A 5,226-nucleotide genomic window follows, 5' to 3' on the forward strand; every position below is an offset into this window, starting at 1 on the left:
AGTGATGTTTTAGGTGCATTAATGAGATTTTGTCGTAATGATTGGGGCGAATTATCTAAAGAAGATAAAATATTTCAATATGAACTTCTTAAATCAGAAAACGCTAAAAAAAGTGAACGATTTATGGGTGTATATACTTACTTTGATACTAAGTTTTGGATTATGAGTGATTATGATTGCACTATTGATACATTAGTAATAACAGTATTACTTCCCGAGGAATATTAAAAAGTGTCCCCAGGGGACACTTTTACATAACGATAAGCTATGAAAGAAGGTATTAATATGAACACTATTGTTAGATATGATGAACGTGGAAATTGGAGGACGATTAGCCATTCTAATGGCAGACATAAAGAAAAAAGGTAAACTTTACTCAATGCTCTTATATATGAATAAGCTAGGTACATTAGAAGAAATAGTTATAAAAAACAATAGAAAATCTCCTTCAATTTCCGCTATTAATTTATTAAAAACTAACTTATTATTATGATGAAACATAAAAACCTCCATGTGTACGTTTGTCCCAAAACTATTAAAACACATGGAGTTTTTTAGTTGTAAATTCATCCTCAAAACAATTCGTTTGTGTCACTAAGTAAGTTTTTCTTATATACAACACTAAAAAAGTTAATTATCTCCTTCTATTTTTAACCTATTAACTTTAGAATTCTTTCTACAACATCATCTTCAGCAACCCAAAGATCTGGTTCAAATCCTTTTCCTTCAATAAAATCATTATTTAACGTTAATACATTTCCATAACTAATATTTATTTTTGAATTTGGCAGAACACACTGTATAAAAGAATTAGAAAGCATGGAACCAGATGTGTTAGTTCCTACAAATACAACATTTTCAAGTGTATCTAAATAACTTAAAAAATTTTCACCTGAAGATGCTACCTTGTTATCTATAATAACAAAAATTTTCGTCTTATTTTTATACATTTTTTCTCTCTCGCTTGATATATACCACTTATTTTCTTTACTATTCGCTATTTCTAATTCTTTATTATATTCTTCCTTTAATTCTATAGAAAGATTTTCATAGTCTATATTTTTAGCTGCTATTTTGGTTATATGGTTATTGATTAAACTAGCAAGCTTAATAGAAGTCCTTTGTACTTGTGGGGCTTCCCCTATGAAATTTACAAACCAGTCAATTGGTGCAATATCACTCCCTCCATTATTTCCACGGATATCTAGTATTATAACATCTTCATTTTTCGCTTTATTTGCTGATTCTGAAAATAATTCAACAGAATTATCATTTGAATCAATATTATACATTCTATTCATTGTAAATATTGGTATGTCATTTATCTCATCATATTTATATGCCATTTTCTCTTTACCATTGTAATAACTATTTTTATTATAATTACTATTTAATTTTATATATATGTCCTTATATATATCTTTTGATTGTAAAACAACTTTTATATTGTTATAACTACCGTTATCTAAAAAACCAATATATTTACATAACTCTCCCTCTTTGTTTATAGACAATTTTATATAATCTTCTATATTATAACTATTATTTATAGATTTTATATACCATTTAATATTATCATTTTTAATGTAGTAACCATTTTTATCTTCATCTATCTTAAATTTTTCACTATAATAAAAATTATAGTGTTTTAATGGTGATTTAAAGTTTATTGTAAAATGTCCATCTTGAATAAATTGCATATTGTTAAAAATCATTTTTTCTAATTCTTTAGAGGATATTTTGTTATCATGCAAATTAATATCATTAATAATATTAGCTTTACTTTCTCCCCATACATTATCGCCCCCAAAGTATGAGTATCCTGCGTAAGAATATTTTAATAAGTCAAAAAGAAAATTAACATCTGAAATCGCATCTTTTTTATCAAGTTCTATAACGTCAGAGTTTAACTCCCCTTTTCCACCTATTGAAGGACTTAAATACATTAATTGATTTTCCGGTATTCCAAGCTCATTTTTATCATAATCATATGTATATTTTGTTATATCAACTTCTTCTTTTTCATTATATATTTTTTTATCATTTGCCATAGAAAATATTTTTCTATAATCATCTTTATTAGCCAAATGTATTAAGATCAAAATAACAAATAAAATAAATAAAATTATTAATATATAAACTTTTTTTGACTTCATAAAAAGCACCTCTTCAATCCACTTTTATTTTGTAAATATATTTTTATCTATTGAGTTATATTTCCAAAAATTTTTTTGCTTTTGATACAGTGAAATAAAATATATACTAAAAAATCTTCTATATCGAGAAGCATTTTTCTACTAAACTGAGATACACTTCGTAAATTAATAATACTTTTCAATTTACTGTTATGGAAATTTGAATTCGCAATTCTCTTAAGCTTTTTCAATTATTGAAATTAGAGTAAAGTAGTGCATGTAAATGTGATCTTGTATCAAAGTACTAAGTTTTAAAATCACCATTATACTTAGAAAGAGTTCTTTGTAACACCCACTTCAATTTCCGCTATTAATTTATTAAAAACTAATTTATTATTATGATGAAACCAAAAAAACTCCATATGCAAGTTTGTCGCAAAACTATTCAAGCACATGGGAGTTTATTTTTTTAGTTACGAATTATTCCTTAGAACAATTTATTAGTGTCAACAAGTAAGTTTTTATTAGATTTAACACTCAAAGTCCTCAGAGGACATATTTTATTTATTCCTTCTTTGTAAAAGTAATTTCTAAATTATATCCTAAAACTTCTGCTATTTGCTCCATTTCCTTTACTGAAAAGTTATTCCTTTTAAGTTTTGCACTTATATTTTGCTGACTTGTATTTAATCTATCAGCTAAATCTATTATCTTTAGATTTTCTTCCACTAACATAATTCGTATCTTTTTAGCAACATCCACAAAAATCAACTCCTTAATTTGTATTATAAACTATACAATTGTTTTTATCAATATTTTATTTGTATTTTTATTGACTTTACAACTAAATAGTTGTATAATTAAATCATAAGGTTGTTAAAGCTTTATAATTCACTAATGCAGGGATTACAAACTTAAATCTTAATTTAGGTTCTGCAAGTCTTCCAAGGGGAGATTTTATCCCCCCCAAAAAATTTACAAGGAATTTATTTAGGAGGTTTTTATGATAATAAATAGCTTTTCTATATATAGACTTAATGATTTACTATGTATTAATTCAGATATTTCTAAAGTAGACATGAGTAATGATGACAATATCATTAAAAGTGAAATAATAAATCTTTTTTTTAAAACATTAAATTTATTTGGATATGAGCTAAATGAAACAACGAACTATACTTTTACAAACTTCTTAAAATTTAAAACTGACAATTCTATTATTTGTACTATTACTTTAAAAATTTAAAGAATTAATTATATAGTTATCTTTATGGAAGCTATTCCAGCACCTAAAGCTAACGGTTCATAAAGTTAAGTTTCATTTCTTTTAAGTACGTTTCATCTATTCGAGCAACCGTCCTTAAAAGAATTCAACAAAACTTTATTTTCCTACCTTCAGGTAACCGCTGGGCTTCAAGCTTCGCTTTCTAATTAGGAAGAAAGTGACTTCGCACTTTCATTTATATTTGTGTTTTTTTGGTGCACCAGCCTATCACATTCCAAGTTTACTTATCAAAAACCATAAAAAACTTTTTATCAGCAGATCCTTCGTTCCTCGGTATGCAGCTAAAAACTTTTTTATTGCCTTCGGCTTTTTGACAAGCACTTTCCATGTGTAGTCTTAGGCTCAACAAAAAAACAACAACACGAGGTGCTAACCGAGAGTGTTATTTCTAAATGAAAGGGTTTGATTATATGAAAGCTTATAGAATTTTTAATACACCTTATGGAAACAAACTTTACCATAAAGCTAGATTAAGAGTTGATTTATTTGGAGATATAAAAATTTCAGAAATTGAAGAACTGAAAGATTTCAATATTTTTTATGTAAGTCAAGGTCACGAAGATTTAGTAACTATAAAAGGTGAATTAGTAAAACGAAAAGTAAGATATATTCAGATATTCAATAAAACCATTGAAAGGGGGTGATAAGAATTAATTATATTTGAAGGGTGGTGATTATGTGAATAAAAAAAAGAAGAAGAAAAAAGGAACTTCTTCAAGTAAAGATTTAATACAATTAATAACTCTCCTAATCAACTTATTAATTGCTATTATCAATCTATTACTTAAGCTTCTTAAATAACCATATGGAAGGGTTCACACCCCTTCCGTTCCTTAAATCTTCTTCTTAAATAATAACATAGTTTAAAGGAGGTTTCCAGTATGAAATTAAATGAAAAATTCACAATCGGAATATCTTCACTTACAATTTTAATTCAACTAATTACTTGCTATTTAATACTAACTAGATAGTAAAAAGGTGTCCCCCAGGGGACACCTAAAGAAAAACATTATACATAACTATAAATATAAGAAAGAAGGTAATTTATTATGAAAAAAGTATCAAAAGTATCAATTTTTAATATAAAAGGTGGAGTTGCAAAAACAACTTCAACTGCAAATTTAGGGGCTGTATTAAGCCAAGAAGGTAAAAAGGTATTACTTATTGACCTTGACCCTCAAAGCAACCTTACAAAGCTATTTAAGGCTTATAGCATGGACGATTTAACTATTTCTGATGTACTACTTGATAAAGATTTAGATATTACAAAAGTAATTAAACATACAGATTTTGAAAATATAGATATTCTTCCTTCAAATGTAACTCTAGCATTTGCAGAAAGAAAAATTCTTTTAGATGTTAGCAGAAGTCAACAAAATAGACTTGCTAAGGCTTTAAAGAATATTGAAGGATATGACTATTGCATTATAGATTGTCCTCCTGCTCTTAATATGATTACTGTTAATGCTCTATGTGCTACTGATGAGGTAATAGTTCCTATAAAGATAGACAAGTTTGCTCTTGACGGACTTGAATACTTACTTGATAGCATTGAAGAAATTAAAGATGAATTTAATCCTAACCTTAACTTCAAAGGTTGCTTCATAACAATGGATAGTGCAACTACAGTAAATAAAGTAATTAAGCAAAGTTTAAAGGAGTTACTTGGAGATAAAATGTTCAAATCTACAATAAAACAAAATGTTAAAGTTGTTGAAAGTACATTTAATGAAAGTCCTGTTGTATTCTCTTTTAAGAAAGCTAGGGCTAGTCAAAACTACAGAGAACTTTGCAAGGAGGTATTCT

At 26.8% G+C, this 5,226-nt stretch carries 7 protein-coding genes; 5 read left to right on the forward strand and 2 right to left on the reverse strand.

Annotated features, from left to right (window positions below; translation table 11 throughout):
* Nucleotides 1-228 (forward strand): hypothetical protein (locus tag G594_RS20365; protein ID WP_027099212.1); only part of this gene is annotated, 228 nt, incomplete at its 5' end.
* 76 nt (nucleotides 229-304) lie between these two features.
* Nucleotides 305-493: a hypothetical protein gene (locus G594_RS20190; RefSeq protein WP_155849318.1), complete on the forward strand. Its 189-nt coding sequence runs from the start codon at nucleotides 305-307 to the stop codon at nucleotides 491-493.
* Between the two features lie 157 nt (nucleotides 494-650).
* On the opposite strand, the gene G594_RS0114400 is transcribed toward G594_RS20190, so the two are convergent.
* Complete coding sequence (locus tag G594_RS0114400) at nucleotides 651-2,156, reverse strand: S41 family peptidase (RefSeq protein ID WP_027099213.1); 1,506 nt, start codon at nucleotides 2,154-2,156, stop codon at nucleotides 651-653.
* Between the two features lie 543 nt (nucleotides 2,157-2,699).
* A complete protein-coding gene (locus tag G594_RS0114405) occupies nucleotides 2,700-2,897 on the reverse strand; it encodes a helix-turn-helix domain-containing protein (RefSeq protein WP_027099214.1) in 198 nt (65 codons plus the stop codon).
* Between the two features lie 241 nt (nucleotides 2,898-3,138).
* On the opposite strand from G594_RS0114405, the gene G594_RS0114410 reads away from it, so the two are divergent.
* The 3 genes from G594_RS0114410 to G594_RS0114430 all read left to right on the forward strand — a co-directional run.
* Nucleotides 3,139-3,381, forward strand: coding sequence for a hypothetical protein (locus G594_RS0114410; RefSeq protein WP_027099215.1), 243 nt, complete (start codon nucleotides 3,139-3,141; stop codon nucleotides 3,379-3,381).
* A gap of 431 nt (nucleotides 3,382-3,812) precedes the next feature.
* Nucleotides 3,813-4,064 carry a hypothetical protein gene (locus G594_RS0114415; protein ID WP_242829735.1) on the forward strand — a complete coding sequence of 84 codons (252 nt, stop codon included), beginning with the start codon at nucleotides 3,813-3,815 and terminating at the stop codon, nucleotides 4,062-4,064.
* A gap of 405 nt (nucleotides 4,065-4,469) precedes the next feature.
* Nucleotides 4,470-5,226 (forward strand): ParA family protein (locus tag G594_RS0114430; protein ID WP_034866888.1); only part of this gene is annotated, 757 nt, incomplete at its 3' end.

It is taken from the genome of Clostridium paraputrificum AGR2156 (assembly GCF_000424025.1).
Classification (GTDB): Bacteria; Bacillota; Clostridia; order Clostridiales; family Clostridiaceae; genus Clostridium; species Clostridium paraputrificum.

Coding starts and splice junctions, on each gene's coding strand:
- G594_RS20190 (WP_155849318.1), top strand. CDS start 305: ATGATGAACGTGGAAATTGGAGGACGATTAGCCATTCTAATGGCAGAC.
- G594_RS0114400 (WP_027099213.1), bottom strand. CDS start 2,156: ATGAAGTCAAAAAAAGTTTATATATTAATAATTTTATTTATTTTATTT.
- G594_RS0114410 (WP_027099215.1), top strand. CDS start 3,139: ATGATAATAAATAGCTTTTCTATATATAGACTTAATGATTTACTATGT.
- G594_RS0114415 (WP_242829735.1), top strand. CDS start 3,813: ATGAAAGGGTTTGATTATATGAAAGCTTATAGAATTTTTAATACACCT.